Source organism: Lysobacter claricitrinus, from assembly GCF_045866565.1.
Taxonomy (GTDB): domain Bacteria; phylum Pseudomonadota; class Gammaproteobacteria; order Xanthomonadales; family Xanthomonadaceae; genus Cognatilysobacter; species Cognatilysobacter claricitrinus.
This window is the reverse complement of sequence record NZ_BAAFZV010000002.1, coordinates 593,580-613,703: the sequence shown is the minus strand read 5'-3', so window position 1 is coordinate 613,703 and position 20,124 is coordinate 593,580. Positions and strand designations below refer to the sequence as shown.

Sequence of the window (20,124 nt, the reverse complement as noted above, 5' to 3'; positions counted from 1 at the left end):
GCGGTCCGCGTCGCTAGAAGTCGGGATCCCAGTCGACCGTAATCCGGCCGGCATCGAGATCGATCGCCGTGATGTATTGCGGCCGCACGAACGGGATCATCCACTGGCGATCGCCGTCGCGCGCGACCAGTACGTCGTTGGCGCCGGTGGCGAACAGGTGCGAGACGCGACCCATCGCGAAACCTTCGGTGTTGACGACGTCCAGGCCTTCGAGATCGGCCCAGTAGAACTCGCCCTCGGCCGCCTTCGGTAGCGCGGAGCGCGGGACGTAGATCTCGGTGCCGCGCATCGCGTCGGCTGCGTCACGATCGTCGACGCCCGGGATCTCGGCAGCGAGGCTCTTGCCCACGGCGCGCCCGCGCACGCCCATCAGTTCGCGCTCGACGCCGCGGGCGTCGCGCAGGATCCAGGGGCGGTAGCCGAAGAGCGCCGAGCGCGGCTCGGTCCAGCTCTCGAGTTTCACTTCCCCACGAACGCCGAAGGCGCCGACCACCCTTCCAACAAGGATGCGGCGCCCCGGGTTGTTCGTGTCGCCACCGCCCGCGCCTTGCACGGGCGCGGACATCAGGCCGCGGCCTGCGCCTTGGCAACCTGCTTGTACAGGTCGGCGACCTTGTCGGTCATCTGCGCGCCGTGGCCGATCCAGTGCTGCACGCGCTCGACATTCAGTTCGACGCGCTTGTCATTACCCGCAGCAACCGGGTTGTAGTAACCGACGCGCTCGATGTTGCGGCCGTCGCGGGCGCTGCGGCTGTCGGTAACGATGATGTGGTAGAACGGGCGCTTCTTGGCGCCGCCACGCGTCAGGCGAATCTTGACCATTGGTTTCTCGGTGTTGCCCAGCTGCCGGGATGGCAGGGTAAGCCGGCAATTTTAGCGTGAAGGCCGCGCGCGGGTAAACCCGGTGGGCCAAGCGGCCGTAGATCCCGCTTCAGCGGAACGGCATCCCGCCTCGCCCGCCCATCATTCCCTTCATGCCGCGCATGAGTCCCTTCATGCCGCCGCCGGCCAGCTTGGACATCATCTTTTCCATCTGCTGGTACTGCTTCATCACCTTGTTGACGTCGGCCGGCGTCAGGCCGGCACCCTTGGCGATGCGCGCGCGGCGCGAGCCGTTGAGCAGCGTCGGGTTGCGGCGCTCCTTCTTCGTCATCGAGTTGATGATCGCGATCATGCGCGGCACTTCCTTGCCGGTGATCTGCTGCTTCAGGTGGTCCGGCACCTGGCCCATGCCCGGGAGCTTGTCCATGAGCCCGTGCAGGCCGCCCATGTTCTGCATCTGCTCGAGCTGGTCGCGCATGTCGTTGAGGTCGAATTTCTTGCCCTTGACGACCTTCTCGGCGAGCTTCTGCGCCTTGTCCTTGTCGACCTGCGCCTCGACCTGTTCGACCAGCGACAGAACGTCGCCCATGTCGAGGATGCGGCTTGCGATGCGGTCAGGATGGAAGACGTCGAGGCCGTCGGGCTTTTCGCCGGTGCCCATGAACTTGATCGGACGACCGGTGATGTAACGCACCGACAACGCCGCACCACCACGCGCATCGCCGTCCGTCTTGGTCAGCACGACGCCGGTGAGCGGCAGCGCTTCGGCGAACGCCTTCGCGGTGACCGCGGCATCCTGGCCCGTCATCGAGTCGACGACGAACAGCGTCTCGACCGGATTGACCGCAGCGTGCAGCGACTTGATCTCGGCCATCATCGCTTCGTCGATCGCGAGGCGGCCCGCGGTGTCGACGAGCAACACGTCGACGTACGACTTGCGCGCATCGTCGATCGCCGCGCGCACGATGGATTCGGGCTTCTGCGACGGATCCGACGGGAAGAAGATCACGTCGACCTGCTCGGCGAGCTGGCGCAGCTGTTCGATCGCAGCCGGGCGATAGACGTCGGCCGAGACCACCATCACCTTCTTCTTGCGCTTTTCCTTCAGGTGCTTGGCGAGCTTGCCGACCGTGGTGGTCTTGCCCGCGCCCTGCAGGCCGGCCATCAGGATGACCGCCGGCGCCGGCACGTTGAGGTTGAGGTCGGACGCCTGCGCGCCCATGACCGCCGACATCTCGTCGCGCACGATCTTGATCAGCGCCTGGCCGGGCGTCAGCGACTTCAGCACTTCCTGGCCGACCGCACGCGTCTTGATGCGCTCGATCAGCGCCTGCACGACCGGCAGCGCGACGTCGGCTTCGAGCAGCGCGATGCGCACCTCGCGCAGCGACTCGCGGATGTTCTCCTCGGTCAGGCGACCGCGGCCGCGCAGGCGCTCGATGGTGCCGGAGAGGCGCTGGGAAAGGGACTCGAACATGGCGGGGCCGACGCGAAAAACGGTCGCGAAGTATAGCCGCCGCGCGCCTGCGACCCGCCGAACGGCTGTGCGACACTCCGCGCCATGACGCTTGCGCTCGTGATCGGCTCCGTCCTCCTCTATCTCGTCGCGACCGGCATGCTGGCCGCGGCGTTGCGCGTCGACCCCGCCGCGCCCGGCGACGGTTGGCGCGTGCCGTCGGCGCTCGCGCTGGCACTGCACGCGACGACGCACATCGTCGCGTGGACCGAAGTGCATGGGCCCGACCTGCACTTCTTCGCCGCGTTGTCGCTCGTGGCGCTCGGGATGGCGGCGGTGACGACGTTCGTCGCGCGTCGCGAGCGCGTGGCGGCGTTGGCGATGGTCGCGCTGCCGCTCGCCGCCGCGATGCTCGTCGCGTACCGGGCCTACGGGCACGCGACACCGATGGCGCTCGACTGGCGCCAGCAATTGCATGCGGCACTCGCACTGCTGGCCTACGCGACGCTCGCCGTCGCCGCCTTGCTCGCCATCACCCTGTGGGCGCAGGAAGGCGCGCTGCGACGCCGCGAGTTCCACGGCTGGCGTCGCGCCTTGCCACCGCTGGTGCAACTCGAGTCGCTGATGTTCCGCACGATCGCGGTGGGCTTCGCCCTGCTCACGGCGACGCTGCTGACCGGCGTGCTGTTCGTCCACAACCTGTTCGCCCAGCACCTGGTCCACAAGACCGTGCTGAGCCTGCTGTCGTGGCTGGCGTTCGGCGCCCTGCTCTACGGCCGCCGTCGCCACGGATGGCGCGGCGCGAAGGCCGTTCGCTGGACGTTGGCTGCCATGGGGCTGCTGGTGCTGGCCTACTTCGGCAGCAAGATGGTCCTCGAGCTAATCCTTCACCGCGCGGTCGTCTGACCCGTTCCGGATGTGGAACGCTGGTGGACTACGTGTCGGTGCAATAGTTGCATTGACAACTATTGCGCGGGCACCTAAAGTTCTGCCCGATGACCAATACCCCGCCCTGCAACGGCTCCTCGCTCGGCCTGATGTTCCGTCAGGTCCGGGACGCGATGTGGGCGCGCATGGAGCGCGAGCTCGCCGCCGCCGGCCATGACCTGACCTTCAGCCAGTACATCACGCTGAAAACGCTCGGCAACGGGCGGGCCGGCGTCAGCGAGCTGGCACGCGCCGCCCAGCTGCATCCGGGCGCGATGACGCGCCTGCTCGACAAGCTCGAGGCGCAGGGCCTGGTCGCGCGCGTAGTCGATCCCCAGGACCGCCGCGCCCTGCACGTCGACCTGACGGACGCCGGCCGCACCCTGTGGACCGCCGTCAGCGACTGCGGCCGGCGCGTACACGCCAGTGCGATGCACGGTCTGGACGATGCCGACCAGGCGCGCCTGATGGACCTGCTGATCCGGGTCCGCGACAACCTTTCCTCCGATTCCGACTGACATGACCCCACGTTCCGTCGCGCTGGCCACCCGGCGCCTGGCTCCGTTGTTCCTCGCCCTCGCCGTCGCCGGTTGCGCGAACATGCGCGGCCTCGAGCCGCAGGAGCATCCGCTGGATGCGAATGCGCTCGCCGCATCGAACGCACTCGCCGGCACCGCCAACGCGCCGCTCGCGCGCGACTGGTGGCGCGTATTCGGCGACCCGCAACTCGACTCGCTGATCGACGAAGCGCTCGCCGGCCAACCGAGCCTTGCGGCCGCGGATGCCCGCGTGCGACAGGCTGCCGCGCAGGCCGGGCTGGCCGACGCCGCGCGCAAGCCGACCGTCGGCGCCTCCGCGCAGTATTCGGGCCTGCAGATTCCGACCACGGTTGCGCCCGATCCACTCGGTGGCACCTACACCGGCGTGTTCCTGCTCGGCCTCAACATCAAATGGCCGATCGACGTCTGGGGCGGCGACCGCGCGCGCTACGAGGCCGCGGTCGGCCAGCTGCGCGCGTCCGAAGTAGAAGCGCAGTCCGCGCGCCTGACGCTCGCGTCGAACATCACGCGCGCCTACATCGGCCTCGCGCAGGCCTATGACGCGCTGGACGTGGCGAGCAACGAGAAGTCGCGCTCGCAGAAGCTGCTCGGCCTGGGCCGGCAGCGCGTCAAGGCCGGCATCGACAATGCGATGCAGACGCGCAACGCCGAGTCGCTGGTCGCCGCGGCGAACCAGCAGGCGCAGGCCGCGCAGCAGCAGATCGACGCAACGGAACACGCGCTGGCCGCGCTGCTCGGCAAGGGCCCCGATCGCGGCGATGCGATCTCCCGTCCGAAGCTGCTCAAGGCGCCCGCGCCGACCGTTCCCGGCGTGATCCCGAGCGAACTGCTGGGCGCGCGTCCTGACGTCGTCGCCGCGCGCTGGCGTGCGGAAGCGGCGAGCCGCAACATCCGCGCCGCGAAGACGCAGTTCTATCCGTCGGTGAACCTGTCGGCGCTCGTCGGCGTCGCCGCGGTGAACCTCGGCGACCTGTTCTCCAGCAATGCGCTGCTGACGCAGGGCGGCCCGGCGATCTCGCTGCCGATCTTCGATGGCGGTCGCCTGCGCAGCAATCTCGCCAAGTCCGATGCCGACTACGACCTCGCGGTCGCCGCGTACAACGGCAGCCTCGTGACGGGCCTGCGCGAAGTCGCAGATGCACTCGACAACGCACGCGCACTCGATGCGCAGATCGCTTCCGTGCGCCAGGCGCGCGACGCGGCGCAATCGGCGCTTTCGATCGCCACCACACGCTACAAGGCCGGGCTGTCGACGCAGATCGACGTGCTCAATGCGCAGCGCCCGCTGCTTCAGCTCGACCAGCAACTCGCCGCGCTGCGCGCGCAACGTCTCCTCGTCGTGGTCGATCTCGACCAGGCGCTGGGTGGCGGCCTTGCGCTCACCGCACCGTCCTCCGATTCCATCTCCGATTCCGCGACCGCCACCCGATGAGCACGCCCACCACTTCCGCTTCCCCCGCCGCGCCCGTGAAGAGCAGCAAGCGTCGTCGCGCGCTGACGATCCTCGCGCTCATCGTCGTGATCGCCGGCATCGGCTGGCTGCTGTACCACTTCCTGGTCGGCCGCTGGCACGAAGATACCGACGACGCCTACGTGCAGGGCAACATCGTCACCATCACGCCGCAGACGACCGGCACGGTCACCGGCATCACCGCCGACGACGGCATGCGCGTCGAAGCCGGGCAGTCGCTGGTGCAGCTGGATGCGACGGACGCGCAGGTCGGCTACGACCAGGCCGTCGCGAACCTGGCCAACACGGTTCGCCAGGTGCGCGGTCTCTACAGCAGCGTGAGCTCCTCGGAAGCGGAAATCCGCGCGCGCGAAGTCGCGATCGCCAAGCTGCGTTCGGACGTCGCGCGTCGCAGCGGACTCGTCGCCAGCGGTGCCGTGTCGGCCGAGGAACTTGCGCACGCACGTGACGACCTGGCATCGGCGGAAGCCGCGCTCGCGACGTCGCGCGGCAACCTCTCGCGCAACCGCGCGCTGGTCGACGCCACCACCGTGCAGAACCAGCCGCAGGTGCAGGCCGCCGCCGCGCAGGTGCGCTCGGCGTTCCTCGCGATGCAGCGCGGCGCGATCGTCGCACCGGTCACCGGTTACGTCGCCAAGCGCAGCGTGCAGCTGGGCCAGCGCGTGCAGCCCGGCCAGACGCTGATGACGGTGATTCCGCTCGAGCAGGTGTGGGTCGAAGCGAACTTCAAGGAAACGCAGCTCGCGAAGATGCACATCGGCCAGCCGGTCGACCTGCATTCCGACCTGTACGGCAAGGACGTGTCGTTCAAGGGCCACGTCACCAGCCTCGGCCTCGGTACCGGTAGCGCGTTCTCGCTGCTGCCCGCGCAGAACGCCAGCGGCAACTGGATCAAGATCGTGCAGCGCGTGCCGGTGCGTGTCGAAATCGACCGCGACCAGCTGGCGAAGCATCCGCTGCGCATCGGTCTGTCGATGAGCGTGGACGTCAACCTGCATGACCAGAGCGGGCCGGTGCTGGCCAGCGCGCCGCCGCAGAAGCCGCTGATGACGACGTCGGCCTACGAGCGCCAGCTGCACGCTGCGCAGGAACGCATCGACCAGGTCATCCGCGAGAACCTGTCGGGCCGCGGCTGACATGGCGCTGGCGACGCCGTCGCGTTTCAACCTCGTGCCGAAGGTGTTCTTCGACACGCTCGACGAGGGCCTCGATCTGTTCGTCGACGCCCTCGGCTTCGAAGTCGGCTACCGCGATGGTGATTTCGCGGTGGTCGAACGCGGCGGCGCGAAGGCCTACATCGTCGCCAGCCCGGAGTTCGCGGCGAAGGATCGGCCGGAACTCGCGATCGAAACCGATGGGATCGACGCGTTGCATGCCGACATCGCGGCGCGGCGCCCCGACCTGCTGCACCCCAACCTTCCCGATGTGACGAACCGCCCGTGGGGCGCGCGCGAATTCGCGCTGCGCGACCGGACCGGCGTCTGCATCGTCTTCCGGCAGTTCGACTGACCGGCACCACAACAGGCATCCATGGCTGCTGCTCCCGCCCCCGCCGCCGGCTTTCGGCCGCCGAACCTCGCACTCGCCACGATCGGCCTTGCGCTCGCATCGTTCATGCAGGTGCTCGACACGACGATCGCCAACGTGTCGCTGCCGACCATTGCCGGCAACCTTGGCGCCAGTTCCAACCAGGCGACGTGGGTCATCACGTCGTTCGCCGTCAGCAATGCGATCGCGCTGCCGCTGACCGGCTACATGACGCGCCGCTTCGGCGAGGTCAAGTTGTTCACGTGGGCGACGCTCGCGTTCGTCGTCGCGTCGCTGCTGTGCGGCCTTGCGAACTCGATGGGCCTGCTGGTGGTTGCACGCGCGCTGCAGGGCTTCGTCGCCGGCCCGATGTATCCGGTCACGCAGGCCCTGCTGATCTCGATCTATCCACCGAACAAACGCGGGCAAGCCATCGCGCTGTTGGCGATGGTGACGGTCGTCGCGCCCATTGCGGGCCCCATCCTCGGCGGATGGATCACCGACAACTACAGCTGGGAATGGATCTTCTTCATCAACATTCCCATCGGCATCTTCTCCAGCTTCGTGGTGCGCAACCAGCTGAAGGCGCGCCCGGTCGTACTGCAGAAGCCCAAGATGGACTACATCGGCCTGGCCACGCTGGTGCTCGGCGTCGGCGCGCTGCAGACGCTGCTCGACCTCGGCAACGACGAGGACTGGTTCAACTCGACGCGCATCGTGATGCTCGCGATCGTCTCGGTGATCTCGCTCGCGGTGTTCATCATCTGGGAGCTCACCGAGAAGGATCCGATCGTCAACCTGCGCCTGTTCCGCCACCGCAACTTCAGCGCGGGCACGGCGGCGATGGTGATGGCATATGCGGCCTTCTTCAGCGTCGGCCTGCTGGTGCCGCTGTGGCTGCAGCGCAACCTCGGTTACACGGCGATCTGGGCCGGTTTCGCCAGCGCGCCGATCGGCATCCTGCCGGTGATCCTGACGCCGTTCGTGGGCAAGTACGCACAACGCTTCGACCTGCGCATCCTCGCCAGCTTCGCGTTCGTGGTGATGGCGACGACGAGCTTCATCCGCTCGGGCTTCAACCTCGACGTCGACTTCCAGCGCGTGGCGATGGTGCAGCTGTGGCAAGGGTTGGGCGTCGCGCTGTTCTTCATGCCGGTGCTGACCATCCTGCTGTCGGACCTCGAACCGCACGAGATCGCCGCAGGTTCCGGCCTTGCGACGTTCGTACGAACACTCGGCGGCAGCTTCGCGGCGTCGCTGACGACCTGGGCGTGGAACCAGCGCGGCACCATCCACCACGCGCACCTCACCGAAAGCATCAACGCCTACGACCCCGCGATCCGGCAGAGCGTCGAGCGGCTTGGACAGGGTGATCTTCAGCGTGGCGCGTTCGTGCTCGACCGGATGATCTCGCAGCAGGCGGTGCAGATCGGCTTCAACGAGATCTTCCACGTGCTGGGCATCATCTTCCTCGTGGTCATCGCGTTCGTCTGGGTCGCGAAACCACCATTCGCCGCGAAGGCCGGGCCAGCCGCGGCTGGCGGCCACTGACGAAAGTGAAGAAGCCGGCGAAAGCCGGCTTCTTCGCATGCGATGCCCGAAACGTAGTCAGGCGTTCTCGAGCGCGTCGGCGAGTCGCTCGACGCCAATCACCTCCATCCCCGCCACCTTCCCCGACTTCGGTGCGTTCGCCTTCGGCACGATCGCGCGCTTGAAGCCGTGCGTCGCGGCCTCCTTCAGACGCTCCTCGCCGTTCGGCACCGGGCGGATTTCGCCCGACAGGCCGACCTCGCCGAACGCCACGGTGTTCTCGCCGAGCGGACGGTCGCGCAATGAGGACAACACCGCGAGCAGCAACGGGAGGTCCACCGCCGTCTCCTGCACGCGGATGCCGCCGACGACGTTGACGAATACGTCCTGGTCACCAACCGCCACGCCACCGTGTCGATGCAGCACCGCCAGCAGCATCGCCAGTCGATTGCCTTCCATGCCGACCGCGACGCGGCGCGGGTTCGAAAGCGGCGACTGGTCGACCAGCGCCTGCACTTCGACCATCAGCGGCCGCGTGCCTTCGCGCGTCACCATCACGCAACTGCCCGGCTGCGCCTCGCGGCTGCCGGACAGGAAGATCGCGGACGGATTCGGCACCTCGCGCAGGCCCTTGTCGCCCATCGCGAACACGCCGAGTTCGTTGATCGCGCCGAAACGGTTCTTGAATGCGCGCAGCACACGGAACCGGCTTCCGGATTCGCCTTCGAAATACAGCACCGCGTCGACCATGTGTTCGAGCACGCGCGGACCGGCGATGCCGCCTTCCTTGGTGACGTGGCCGACCAGGAACACCGCCGTGCCGGTCTCCTTCGCGTAACGCACCAGGCGTGCAGCGCTCTCGCGCACCTGGCTCACCGAGCCCGGCGCCGCGGTCAGCGTTTCGGTCCACAGCGTCTGGATCGAGTCGGCGACGATCAGCCGCGGCCCCATCGGCGCGGCCTGTTCGAGGATGCGTTCGATGCAGGTTTCCGCCAGCGCGTGAACACCCTCGAGCGGCAGGCCGAGTCGAACGGCGCGGCCCGCGACCTGCGCCAGCGACTCTTCGCCGGTGACGTACAGGCCGGGCATGTTCTGCGCCATCTGGGTGACGGCTTGCAGCAGCAAGGTCGACTTGCCGATGCCGGGATCGCCACCGACCAGCACCACCGAACCGGGCACGAGCCCGCCGCCCAGCACACGATCGAACTCCCCGATGCTGGTGGTCTCGCGCGATTCCTCGGAGACGGTGACGTCCTTGAGGGCGGTAATCGCCGGCGCATCCACCTTGCCCGCCCAACCGCTGCGACGGCTCTGCGCGACGCCGGCCTTGACCGACACCTCGGGCTCCAGCGCGATCTCGCTGAGCGTGTTCCACCGACCGCAATCGGTGCACTGTCCCTGCCACTTGCTGTGCTCCGAGCCGCACTCGGCGCAGAGGTACGCGCTGGCGCGTCGCGCACTGGACTTGCCGGATTTCCCGATCATCGAACCCCTCCGTTGAGCGCGAAGGGTAAACGCCGGAGGTCGCAGCCGCTAAGACCCGTGTCCCGATGTGAACCGGGCATTGCCGGATCGCTCAGTGCAGCGAGTTCTCCGTCGCCTCGACGCGCAGACGGAACGTCGCCGCGAACCGGCCGCCCGCCTCGACCACCGGAAGGTCCTCGTGGGACCGCAGTGCATCGGCCGGCGCAGTCATGGGCTCGAGCGAGATGTAGTCGTGCGTCGACGGCGCATAGATCTGCGCGTACGGGAAGTTCTGCAGGAAATCCACGCTGATGCGTCGCCCGTTGCCGGCGATCGACATCGTCGCGCCTTCGGCGTCGAATGCGAAGCCGTGGTCGAAGTCGAGATGATCGAGTCGGTCGTCGTACGGCGGCAGGTGCGTCCGCTCGCCGATGGGCAGGAGCAGTTCGTCGAGGACGATGCCATCCATCGCCGGCAGCGTGAGTCGCCACTGTGCGCGGCCGAGCCCGGGCAGCCCGAAGTACGGGTGGAAACCGAAACTCACCGGCACGCGCACGCCGGCGTTGGCGATCACGGCGGTTTCGATCAGCAGCCCGAGGCCGTCGAGCGTCGCCGTCATCTCCACGTCGTGCTCGAACGGAAACACGTCCAGCAGCTCCGGACGGTTCCACTGCAGCCGACTGCGCAGGCGACGATCCGTCGCATCCTGCACGCGCCACTGGAGCTTGGGCCATGGCACGCCGTGGATGATCACGTCGTTCCAGTCCTTCATCACCCACGGCGACGCAGGGTCGAGCTGAACACGTCGACCATCGAATTCGTAGGCCGTGCCGCGAATGCGATTCGCGTACGGATAGTTGAGCGGTACGCCGACCGACATGCCGGTCGCCAATGCTTCGGGCAGTTCGTCGATGCGTCGCAGGATCTCCTCGCCGCGATGCTTGAGCGAGGTGCAGATCATTCCCTGCTCGGGGCGGAACACGGCGAGCAAGTCGCCCGCAGCCAGCGTGTGCGTGCGCGGCGTCTCGGTTCGCGAGGTGGTTGCGGTGGCAGCGGTCTGCGGGGTCTCGTGCGTCGTCATGCGCCCCCCTCCGGCACGAGGACGCGGCCGTGCGCCCCGTAGCTTCCGACCACGTCGCGCCCCACGTTCGCCGCTTCGCCCTCGCGGCAGAGTGCGACGCATGCACCGCCGAAACCAGCGCCGGTCAGACGTGCGCCATGAACCGACGGATGCTGCTGCAGCAGTTCGACAAGTCGATCGAGCTCGGGAACCGAGACCTCGTAGTCGTCGCGCAGGCTCGCGTGCGACGCGTTCATCAGTTCGCCGAACTCACGCGCATCGACCCCTTCGATGGCACGCAGCACGCGGGCGTTCTCGCTGACTACGTGCCGTGCGCGACGCCGCTGCGGCTCGTCCAGGGCTTCCACGCGCGACGCGTCTTCGACGTCACGCAACGCGGCGACGCCGAGCATCCGTGAAGCCGCTTCGCATTCGCTACGCCGCGTGTTGTAGGCGCTGGCCGCGAGCGAACGGCTCAAGCCGGAGTCGATGACGAGCAGTTCGGTGCCTGCAGGTCGCGGCACCAGTCGCCGCTCCAGCGTGCGGGTGTCGAGGAACAGCATGTGGGTCGAATCGGCAAGGCTCGACGCCATCTGGTCCATGATCCCGCAGTTCACTCCGGCGTAGTCGATCTCGGCACGCTGCGCCATCTGCGCGATGCGCACGTCGTCGAGATCGAGCTTCAGGAGCTCGCGAAGTGCACGCAACGTCGCCACCTCGAGCGCCGCGCTGGATGACAGGCCGACGCCCATGGGCACGTCGGACTGCACGTGGATGTCGAGATGCGGGACGTCGATGCCCGCGTCCACGATCCCGCGGATGCAGCCGTAGACGTAGGCGGCGAAATGATCGCCCGGCAGCGCATCGCGTTCGAAGCGCGACTCGCTCGCGAGATCCGCCGCATGCACCACGAACGCGCCGCCGCGGTTGCGACGCATGGCGACCGTCGTCTTCTGCGGAATCGCTGTCGGCAGGACGTAACCGTCGTTGTAGTCGGTGTGCTCGCCCAGCAGGTTGACGCGACCGGGCGCGGACGCGGTGACCTCGGGAGCGGAACCGAAGATGTCGTGGAAGGTCATGCGTCGATATCCACGTCGATCTGCTGCAGGTCGCGCGCTTTATCCTCGGGCAGTGCGTCCATCGCGAACCACCCTGCCGCGAGCTCGGTGCCCGCGAGGTACTTCAGCCGGTCGCGCGTGCGGTACGGCGGGTAGAACTCGGCATGCAGGTGCGATTCCGGATGCGGACGACCGTCGAGGGGCGCCTGGTACCACGCCATCAGGTAAGGAAACGGCCGGTCCCAGAGCGCGTCGTACTTCATCAGCACGGTCTTGAGCGCACGCGCGAGATCCGTGCGCTGCGCGTCGCTGAGGTCGCCGAACGTCGCGACCGGCTCGATCGTCGCCACCCACACTTCATACGGATAACGCGCCGCGGCGGGCACGAAGGCGACCGCGTGTTCGCCCCGGTAGACCATGCGCTGCCCGTCGTCGATCTCTTTCGCGATGTGATCCTGCAGAACGCCACGCCCGGTGAGCGCGTGGTGCGCTTCAGCGACCTGCTGCATGCGCGCCGGCACTGGCGGAACGGATGGATATGCATAGATCTGGCCGTGCGGATGGTGCAGCGTCACGCCCACCTCTGCGCCACGGTTCTCGAACGGCAGGACATAGGTGATCTCGTCGAGCGCGCCGAGCTTCGTCGTGCGATCGGCCCAGACCTGCAGGAGCAGCTCGATGTGCGAGAGCGGAAGTCGTCCCAGCGAGGACAGGCGATCCTGCGTGAACACCACGACTTCGCACTTGCCCGTGCCCGGGGCCACGTCGACGATCGACGGCGGGACTTCGTCGGCTGCAAGGCTGAGCGACGGAAAGCGGTTGTCGAACAACGCGATGTCCCAGTCGCCCTGCGGCAGCTCCGTCGGTGCATCGGCATCGACAGTGACCGCGAGCGGGTTGTACTCCGGCGGCGGCAGGAACGTGCGGTCCTGGCGATACGCCGCGTAGGTAATCCATTCGTCGCGCAGCGGATGCCGACGCAGGTGCGGGCTGCGGCCGAGCGGTTCGCGAAACGGGCTGGGCGCGTCGCCGACGTTCACGATGGGCGCGCGCGCGTACAGCGTGAGCGAACGGCCATCGGGCTTGGTCAGCTCGACCACATGCATCAGGCCGCACCCTGGATATGCGTGCGCGACATTTGCACCGCACGCCGGATCTGTTCGAGCGGAATCTTGGGCACGCGATCCTCGGTCAGCAGGCCGTTCGCTTCCTGGAACGTGTCCGCGAACTGGGTGTAGCAGTAGCCGCTGAACAATGCCGTGTACGTGACGGCCTCGATGAGTTCATGGAAGCGGCGCGCGAATTCGTCGGCCTCGCCCGCCACCGAGTAGCCCCAGACGTGGGTATCGCCCTGTGCGGGCGCATCCGGTGCGAGGCGACGCGTATCGAACGCGATGCCGCCGAACTCGGTGAGCACGATCGGTTGGCCGCGATGTGGAAACCCGTCGAGCGTGAGGATGCGGCCACCGGGGCGACGCCGGTCGAACAGTTGTTCGGTCGTTACCTCCGGCCCGTATCGCTGGCGGATATGGTCGACGTTGGCATCGTAGTCGTGGATGCCGATGATGTCGGTCGCGCTGCTTTCCCAGCCATCGTTGCCGATCACGGGGCGGGTCGGGTCGAGCGTCTTGGTCAGGCTGTAGAGCGCCGCGACCGCATGCTGGTGCGCGCCGACGGTGGTGAGTTCCGGAACGCCCCAGGACTCGTTGAACGGCACCCACGTGATGATGCAGGGGTGGCTGTAGTCGCGTTCGATCGCTTCCGACCACTCGCGGACGAGCCGCTTGATCGCGGTGCGCGTGAAGCGATAGCACGACGGCATTTCCTCCCACACCAGCATGCCGAGCCGGTCGGCCCAGTACAGGTAGCGCGGGCTCTCGATCTTCTGGTGCTTGCGAACGCCGTTGAATCCCATCGCCTTCGCCAGCTCGACGTCGTAACGCAAGGCTGCGTCGTCTGGCGCGGCGAGCAGCGTGTCCGGCCAATACCCCTGGTCGAGCACGAGTTTGAGGTGGTACGGCCGCCCGTTGAGCATGAAGCGATCACGCAGGACGCCGACCGATCGCAGCGCGGTGTACGAGCGGACCTCGTCGAGCACGACGTCGCCGCGTTTCAGCCGGATGGTGGCGTCGAGCAGCGTCGGTCGGTCGGGACTCCACAGCATCTCGTTGCGGAAGTCATCAATGCCCGGGTCGGACAGAATGATCCGCCGGTCGACCTCGCCGCCGATCACCATGTAGCGATCGTCGGCGAGAAGCCGCCCCTGGTGGCCGACCTGCACTTCGAGCGACAACCCGTCGACGACGTCGCCGATCACGCGCGCTTCCAGCGTCAGCGCGAAACCTTCGACGTGCGGCGTCCAGCGGATCTTCTGCAGGTACGTGCGCGACACCTTCTCCAGCCACACCGTCTGCCAGATGCCGGTGGTGCGCGGATACCAGATCGAATGCGGCTCGAGTTGCCAGTCCTGCTTGCCGCGCGGCTTGTTGAGTTCCTGCGGATCGTCTTCGACGTAAACAGTGACGATCTGCGGGCCTGAAGCGTTCAGAGCTTCGGTGATCTCGACGTGGAACGGCGTGTGTCCGCCTTCGTGCGTCGCGACGTGCTGGCCATTCACCCACACCTTGGCGAAGTAATCGACGGCGCCGAAGTGGAGGATGACGCGCGATTCGCCGTCGCTCTCTACGTCGAAATCACGTTGGTACCAGCAAGCTTTGTGAAACCCGCGATCTCCTATGCCGCTGCGTTTCGATTCGATCGGAAACGGTACGGCGATCTGCAACGGCCATTGATCGATGTCTCGCGGGTGCGCGTAGCGCTTCTCGTTGTCGAACGCGAACCGCCACGGTCCGTCGAGCGACTGCCAGTGCGCGCGCCGCAGCTGCGGTCGCGGGTATGCCTCGTCGTCGCAGAAACGCGACGCGTCGGCAAGCGGGGTCATCGATCCGGGCTCTGGCTTCACTTCGTCGAGATTGTCTTCATTCAAGACTCATTTTTTTACCCAATTCAGTGAGAGCGCCATGTCAAAGGAACGAGATGCGTCGGCCATCGATTCGACTTCAACATTCACGGACGGCCAGTCCTGCGAGGCATCCAATGCCGCTTCGGCCGCCGTATCGGGGGCGTTGAACGACGGACGCGACGACTTTCCGATCATCGTCCACTGCCATCTGCGCTGGGACTTCGTCTGGCAGCGTCCGCAGCAGATTTTTTCGCGTCTCGCGCGTCGCCACCCGATCCTCTTCATCGAAGACCCCGTCATCGCCGAGGGCGAACCGCACCTCGCGATCGATGAGCCCTACCCCAACCTCGTGCGCATCGTTCCGCAGATCCCGCAGGCGCTCGCGGTGAACGCGGACAGGGACGCCGAGATCTTCCTCCCGATGATCCGCAGCGCACTGCACACGCATCCGCGCCTGGTCGGCCGCTTCGACCGGCCGGTGCACTGGTTCTATTCGCCCATGCCCGCGCCGGGGTACATGGGCCAGTTCGGCGCGGTCGGCGTCGTCTACGACTGCATGGACGAACTCGCGAACTTCCGTTTCGCGCCGGCGGACATCGCCGACCGCGAACGCTTCGTCATGTCGAACGCGGATGTCGTGTTCACCGGCGGCTACCAGCTGTTCGACTCGAAGTCGAAGCACCACGACAACGTGCATGTGTACGGCTGTGGCGTGGACGTCGAGCACTATTCGAAGGCACGCAACCCGGCCACCGAGATCCCGGCCGCCGTCGCGGCCACGCCAGGGCCGCGCTTCGGCTACTTCGGCGTGATCGACGAACGCCTTGACTACGAGCTGATCGCCGCGCTGGCCGACCGCTTCCCCGAAGCATCCATCGTGATGGCGGGCCCGCTCGCGAAGGTCGACCCCGCCGATCTTCCCAAGCAGCCCAACATCCATTGGCTCGGCCAGCAGCGCTACGACGACCTGCCGGCGATCGTGAAGGGCTTCGATGTCTGCCTGATGCCGTTCGCGCTGAACGAGGCGACGCGGTACATCAACCCGACCAAGACGCTCGAATACATGGCCGGCGGCAAGCCGATCGTCTCCACCGCCGTCGCGGACGTGGTGCGCAACTTCACGCCGATCGTCGACGTCGCGCGTTCGCACGCCGATTTCCTCGACGCGGTGGAGCGCGCATGGCGCCGTCCCGATACCGACCTGATCGCGCAGGGTACCGAACGCGCGGCGGGCTCGTCGTGGGACGCGACCGTCGACGCGATGCGCAATGACGTGCAGCAGGCGGTCTGGGCATCCGTGCCGACGCAAGCCGCCGCCTGACATCTCCAAGGAGCAGTTCCGACATGAAGACAGATGTTCTGATCGTGGGCGCCGGCTTTTCCGGTTCCGTCGTCGCGCGTGAACTTGCCGAGCGCGGCTATGAAGTCCTCGTCATCGACAAGCGCGACCACATCGGCGGCAACGCGTACGACCGCACCGATGCGCACGGCGTCCTGATCCACCCCTACGGCCCGCACATCTTCCACACCAACGCGGCCCGCATCGCGGAGTACCTGTCGCAGTTCACCGACTGGCGCCCCTACGAGCACCGCGTGCTGGCGAAGGTCGGCGAGAAGCTGGTTCCGATCCCGATCAACATCGAGACAGTCAACGCGCTGTATGGCCTCGATCTCGACGAGGACACGATCCAGGCGTTCTACGACTCGGTGCGCGAGCCGCGCGAAAGGATCCGCACCTCCGAGGACGTGGTCGTCAACGCGGTGGGGCAGGATCTTTACGAGAAGTTCTTCCGTGGCTACACGCGCAAGCAGTGGGGCCTCGACCCGTCCGAGCTGAACGCGTCCGTCGCCGCTCGCGTGCCGACGCGCACCAATCGCGACGATCGCTACTTCACCGACACGTTCCAGAAGATGCCGGCCGACGGCTACACGCGGATGTTCGAACGCATGCTCGACCATCCGTCGATCCGCGTTGAAACCGGCGTCGACTTCTTCGACGTGCGCGAACGCGTCGATGCGTCGCACATCGTCTACACCGGCCCGGTCGACGCCTTCTACGCGCATTGCTACGGCCAGCTGCCGTACCGCTCGTTGCGTTTCGAGCACGAGCATCTCCCCGACACCGAGTGGTACCAGTCCGTCGGCACGGTGAATTTCCCGAACGACTACGACTACACGCGCACGACCGAGTTCAAGCATCTCACCGGCCAGCAGCATCGCGGAACCTCACTGGTGCGGGAATTCCCGCAGGCCGACGGCGACCCGTACTACCCGGTGCCGCGGCCCGAGAACGAACTGCTGTTCAAGCGTTACGAGGCACTTGCCGAGCAGGAGCGCGGCGTCACCTTCGTCGGCCGCCTCGCGCAGTACCGCTACTACAACATGGACCAGTGCGTGGGCGCGGCACTCAAGGCGGTCGACTACATCCTCGAGAAGATGGGCGCCGACATCGAGCGCGCACCCGCCGAACTGGTCGCGGTTCGATCGGGCGCATCCTCATCCACGCCGCTGATCGCCGCGAAGCGCTGATTGGCACGAGTGGTGGCGATGCGGTCGGTTGGCAAGCTGGAGCTTTGGGGCGGCGTGGAATGCACGGTCAACCGCGTGGGCGACCGTTACATCGAACAGCTCGAACGCAATGCGCACTGGAAGCGGCTCGACGACCTCGACCGCTTCGCGGCGCTCGGCATCCGTGCCATGCGTTATCCGGTGCTGTGGGAACAGGTCGCGCCCTTCGGCCTTGCCTCTGCGGACTGGACGCGCCCGGACGAACGCCTGTCGCGGCTTCGCGAGCTCGACGTGCAACCGATCGTTGGCCTGGTGCACCACGGCAGCGGGCCGGTCGACACCAGCCTTGTCGACCCCCAATTCCCGGAAAAACTCGCGACGTATGCGCGCGCGGTCGCCGAACGGTTTCCGTGGGTCGATCACTGGACGCCGGTCAACGAGCCGCTGACCACCGCGCGCTTCTCTGGCCTGTACGGCCTGTGGTATCCGCACGGCCGCGACGAGAAGACGTTCAAGGACTGCCTGTTCAACCAGTGTCGCGGCGTCGTTCTGGCGATGCGCGCGATCGAATCGGTGAACCCCGCGGCCAAGCTCGTGCAGACCGACGACCTCGGCAAGACCTACAGCACGCCGCTGCTCGACTACCAGGCCTACTTCAACAACGAGCTGCGCTGGCTGGCGTGGGACCTGCTGTGCGGTCGCGTCGACGAGTCGCACTATCTCTGGGACTGGCTGACCGATCGCTGCAGCGCGACGCCGGACGAAGTGCTCTGGTTCCGTGACAACGCGCGCGCGCCGGACATCGTTGGCGTCAACCACTACATCACCAGCGAACGCTTCCTCGATGACGACGTCGATGCATATCCCGAGCACCATCGCGGTGGCAATGGCGTGCATCGCTACGCCGACATCGAGGCGGCGCGCGTGCTCGCGTCGCCCACTGGCGGCCTCCGTCCGCTGATCGACGAGTGCTGGCAGCGTTTCGGATTGCCGATCGCCGTCACCGAAGCACACATCGATGCGCGGCGCGAAGACCAGTTGCGCTGGCTCGCTGAAACGTGGCGAGCGTGCGAGGCATGCATCGCCGACGGCGTCGATGTCCGCGCGGTGACCGTGTGGGGCATGCTCGGGTTGTACGACTGGAACTGCCTGTTGACCGACGTGCGCGACTACTACGAGTCGGGCGCGTTCGATGTTCGCGGCGGGACGCCGCGACCGACTGCCGTCGCCCACCTGATGCGCGACCTTTCGAACGGCGCGGTTCCACCGCACCCCGTGCTCGCCGGCAAGGGCTGGTGGCAACGCGACGACCGCTTCTTCGCGCGCCCGGTCGCTGTCCGCGGCCTCGCCTTTCCTCCGCGCCCGCACACCGGTGCGAATACGGCGCCGATCCTGATCACCGGCGCGACCGGCACGCTGGGTCGCGCGTTCGCGCGCATCTGCCGCGAGCGCGACATCGCCTGCCGCGTGCTCGATCGAAACGGCATGGACATCGGCGACGCCGACTCGATCGAACGCGCGATCGATGCGCATGCGCCGTGGGCGGTCATCAACGCAGCCGGCTATGTACGCGTCGACGACGCCGAACGCGACGCCGAGCGTTGCTTCCGCGAGAACACGCTGGGCCCCGCCAATCTCGCCGCCGCGTGCGCGCGCCATCACCTGCCGCTCGTTACGTTCTCGTCCGATCTCGTCTTCGATGGCGAACGCGATTCACCCTACGTCGAGAGCGATTCCACACGCCCTCTCAACGTGTACGGCGAGAGCAAGGCGCGTGCGGAGCAAGTCGTGCTCGATCGCCATCCGGACGCGCTGGTCGTTCGCACGAGTTCCTTCTTTGGACCGTGGGACGCGCACAACTTCATCACCATCGCGCTCGATACCCTGCGCCGCGGCGACGCGTTCACCGCCGCCGACGACATGACCGTCTCGCCGACCTACGTGCCCGACCTGGTGCACGCCTGCATCGACCTGCTGATCGACCGCGAATCCGGCATCTGGCACCTGGCGAACGACGGCGAAATCACCTGGGCGGACCTTGCCCGGCGCGCCGCGGGACTCGCGGGCGTCGACACGCGCCGTCTCGGCGTCGCCACCCACCACCACGACACCCTGCCCGCCCGCCGCCCGCGCTACAGCGCGCTCAGCAGCGACCGGGCGTTCCCGCTTCCCACGCTGGACGACGCGCTCGCCCGCTACGTGCGCGACAGCGTGCTGCAGTAAGCGGCCGCGTTCAGCGGCCCATCGTCTCCAGAATCGCGACCGCCATGCGCTTCTTCGCGGGTGGCATGCGTCGCAGGTGTCCCAGCGCCTGCGTTTCGAACTCGTCGCCGGCGTAGTCGTCGACCTGCAACGCGGGCGTCGCGTCGAGGGCGTCGAGTTCGCTTGGGCCGCGGCCGGTTGCGAGCCACTCGAATCCCGCGCCGGTCTCGGTGGCGATGCGGATCAGGTGTTCGACGCTGGGCTTGGTGCCCTGCGGATGCTCCCACTGGGTGACGGCACTGCGCTTGATGCCGATGCGCGTCGCCAGCGCGCTTTGCGAGAGGCCAGCGTGGGTACGTGCGCGTCGGATGCGTTGGGGCAACGAAGTCATGGCGTGCTCGCTGGACGACTCGTGGTGCGACTGCGGATGGATGCCGCGCTGCAATGCAGCCGGCGCGGATGAGCACGACTGCCCTGCCAGCGATTCTGTCGGCACGCGGTACAGCGCCGCTGTCCGCTCGTCGGTGCGAGCGGACGCAGGCGTGACGGTTCAGGGTGTCAGGCGCGCTTGCGTGTG

General features: G+C 67.2%; 18 protein-coding genes. 9 read left to right on the top strand and 9 right to left on the bottom strand.

Going from position 1 to position 20,124, the window contains the following annotated elements; all coding sequences use genetic code 11:
- Nucleotides 1-13 precede the first annotated feature (13 nt).
- From rimM to ffh, 3 genes are all read right to left on the bottom strand, one after another.
- Nucleotides 14-565, bottom strand: a complete 552-nt coding sequence (gene rimM / locus ACKTTN_RS07705; RefSeq protein WP_407909283.1) for a ribosome maturation factor RimM — start codon at nt 563-565, stop codon at nt 14-16.
- On the bottom strand, nt 565-822 hold the full coding sequence (rpsP, locus tag ACKTTN_RS07700) for a 30S ribosomal protein S16 (RefSeq protein ID WP_407909282.1): 258 nt from the start codon (nt 820-822) through the stop codon (nt 565-567). The genes rimM and rpsP overlap by 1 nt, the downstream gene beginning before the upstream one ends.
- Nucleotides 823-931: 109 nt before the next feature.
- Nucleotides 932-2,299: a signal recognition particle protein gene (ffh, locus tag ACKTTN_RS07695; RefSeq protein WP_407909281.1), complete on the bottom strand. Its 1,368-nt coding sequence runs from the start codon at nt 2,297-2,299 to the stop codon at nt 932-934.
- Between the two features lie 84 nt (nt 2,300-2,383).
- On the opposite strand from ffh, the gene ACKTTN_RS07690 reads away from it, so the two are divergent.
- From ACKTTN_RS07690 to ACKTTN_RS07665, 6 genes are all read left to right on the top strand, one after another.
- Nucleotides 2,384-3,184, top strand: a complete 801-nt coding sequence (locus tag ACKTTN_RS07690) for a cytochrome C assembly family protein (protein ID WP_407909280.1) — start codon at nt 2,384-2,386, stop codon at nt 3,182-3,184.
- 89 nt (nt 3,185-3,273) lie between these two features.
- A complete protein-coding gene (locus tag ACKTTN_RS07685; RefSeq protein ID WP_407909279.1) occupies nt 3,274-3,723 on the top strand; it encodes a MarR family winged helix-turn-helix transcriptional regulator in 450 nt (149 codons plus the stop codon).
- A gap of 1 nt (nt 3,724) precedes the next feature.
- Nucleotides 3,725-5,197: an efflux transporter outer membrane subunit gene (locus ACKTTN_RS07680; protein ID WP_407909278.1), complete on the top strand. Its 1,473-nt coding sequence runs from the start codon at nt 3,725-3,727 to the stop codon at nt 5,195-5,197.
- Nucleotides 5,194-6,372 carry an efflux RND transporter periplasmic adaptor subunit gene (locus ACKTTN_RS07675; RefSeq protein WP_407909277.1) on the top strand — a complete coding sequence of 393 codons (1,179 nt, stop codon included), beginning with the start codon at nt 5,194-5,196 and terminating at the stop codon, nt 6,370-6,372. The genes ACKTTN_RS07680 and ACKTTN_RS07675 overlap by 4 nt, the downstream gene beginning before the upstream one ends.
- 1 nt (nt 6,373) lies before the next feature.
- Nucleotides 6,374-6,745 (top strand): VOC family protein, encoded by a 372-nt coding sequence (locus ACKTTN_RS07670; RefSeq protein ID WP_407909276.1) that lies wholly within the window; start codon nt 6,374-6,376, stop codon nt 6,743-6,745.
- Between the two features lie 21 nt (nt 6,746-6,766).
- The gene (locus ACKTTN_RS07665; RefSeq protein WP_407909275.1) at nt 6,767-8,314 is read left to right on the top strand and encodes a DHA2 family efflux MFS transporter permease subunit; all 1,548 of its coding nucleotides are present in this window, start codon (nt 6,767-6,769) and stop codon (nt 8,312-8,314) included.
- Between the two features lie 57 nt (nt 8,315-8,371).
- Here the strand turns inward: ACKTTN_RS07665 and radA are convergent, their stop codons facing one another.
- From radA to ACKTTN_RS07640, 5 genes are all read right to left on the bottom strand, one after another.
- On the bottom strand, nt 8,372-9,778 hold the full coding sequence (radA, locus tag ACKTTN_RS07660) for a DNA repair protein RadA (RefSeq protein ID WP_407909274.1): 1,407 nt from the start codon (nt 9,776-9,778) through the stop codon (nt 8,372-8,374).
- 91 nt (nt 9,779-9,869) lie between these two features.
- A complete protein-coding gene (locus ACKTTN_RS07655; protein WP_407909273.1) occupies nt 9,870-10,838 on the bottom strand; it encodes an aldose 1-epimerase in 969 nt (322 codons plus the stop codon).
- Nucleotides 10,835-11,896 carry a galactokinase gene (gene galK, locus ACKTTN_RS07650; RefSeq protein WP_407909272.1) on the bottom strand — a complete coding sequence of 354 codons (1,062 nt, stop codon included), beginning with the start codon at nt 11,894-11,896 and terminating at the stop codon, nt 10,835-10,837. Before galK ends, ACKTTN_RS07655 begins: the two co-directional genes overlap by 4 nt.
- Nucleotides 11,893-12,981 (bottom strand): galactose-1-phosphate uridylyltransferase, encoded by a 1,089-nt coding sequence (gene galT / locus ACKTTN_RS07645; protein WP_407909271.1) that lies wholly within the window; start codon nt 12,979-12,981, stop codon nt 11,893-11,895. The genes galK and galT overlap by 4 nt, the downstream gene beginning before the upstream one ends.
- Entirely contained in the window at nt 12,981-14,816 is a 1,836-nt protein-coding gene (locus ACKTTN_RS07640; protein WP_407909270.1) for a glycoside hydrolase family 2 protein, read from the bottom strand. Before ACKTTN_RS07640 ends, galT begins: the two co-directional genes overlap by 1 nt.
- Before the next feature lie 79 nt (nt 14,817-14,895).
- Between ACKTTN_RS07640 and ACKTTN_RS07635 the strand changes: the two genes are divergently transcribed.
- From ACKTTN_RS07635 to ACKTTN_RS07625, 3 genes are read left to right on the top strand one after another with little or no spacing between them, the layout of a single operon-like run.
- Nucleotides 14,896-16,158, top strand: a complete 1,263-nt coding sequence (locus ACKTTN_RS07635) for a glycosyltransferase (protein ID WP_407909269.1) — start codon at nt 14,896-14,898, stop codon at nt 16,156-16,158.
- A gap of 23 nt (nt 16,159-16,181) precedes the next feature.
- A complete protein-coding gene (gene glf / locus ACKTTN_RS07630) occupies nt 16,182-17,366 on the top strand; it encodes a UDP-galactopyranose mutase (protein ID WP_407909268.1) in 1,185 nt (394 codons plus the stop codon).
- Between the two features lie 18 nt (nt 17,367-17,384).
- Nucleotides 17,385-19,568 (top strand): family 1 glycosylhydrolase, encoded by a 2,184-nt coding sequence (locus ACKTTN_RS07625; protein ID WP_407909267.1) that lies wholly within the window; start codon nt 17,385-17,387, stop codon nt 19,566-19,568.
- Between the two features lie 10 nt (nt 19,569-19,578).
- Here the strand turns inward: ACKTTN_RS07625 and ACKTTN_RS07620 are convergent, their stop codons facing one another.
- Nucleotides 19,579-19,938: a helix-turn-helix domain-containing protein gene (locus ACKTTN_RS07620; RefSeq protein WP_407909266.1), complete on the bottom strand. Its 360-nt coding sequence runs from the start codon at nt 19,936-19,938 to the stop codon at nt 19,579-19,581.
- Nucleotides 19,939-20,124 lie beyond the last annotated feature (186 nt).